Origin of the sequence: Neisseria sp. P0017.S009 (assembly GCF_051957375.1) — a bacterium.
Lineage (GTDB): Bacteria > Pseudomonadota > Gammaproteobacteria > Burkholderiales > Neisseriaceae > Neisseria > Neisseria perflava.
The window spans coordinates 1-258 of sequence record NZ_JBQCWL010000036.1 but is presented as its reverse complement, the minus strand read 5'-3'; the positions used below and the strand labels follow the sequence as shown (position 1 = coordinate 258).

Below are 258 nucleotides of genomic sequence, written 5' to 3'. Positions count from 1 at the left end.
GGATAGTCATTGCATTTATTCGATATTTCATGATACAGTTCAAAAAAAATTACTATTAGGAGTTTCTCAAGTCCGAACAGCAAAAATTATTTTCAAACCAAGACGGTACATCGCTTTTCTACCGCAATCGCCCTGCTGCTGATGGTTCTTCCGCCAAAGCCATTGTGCTGTGCCATCGCGGGCATGAGCACTCCGGCCGGATGAGGTTTGTGGCAGATGAGCTAGGTTTGGATGAGTTTGCCTATTTTGATTGGGACG

1 pseudogene is annotated in these 258 nt (G+C 44.6%); it reads left to right on the top strand.

Annotated features, from left to right (window positions below):
- Positions 1-71: 71 nt before the first annotated feature.
- A pseudogene (locus ACTHTG_RS11230) lies at positions 72-258 on the top strand (hypothetical protein); the annotation flags it as partial.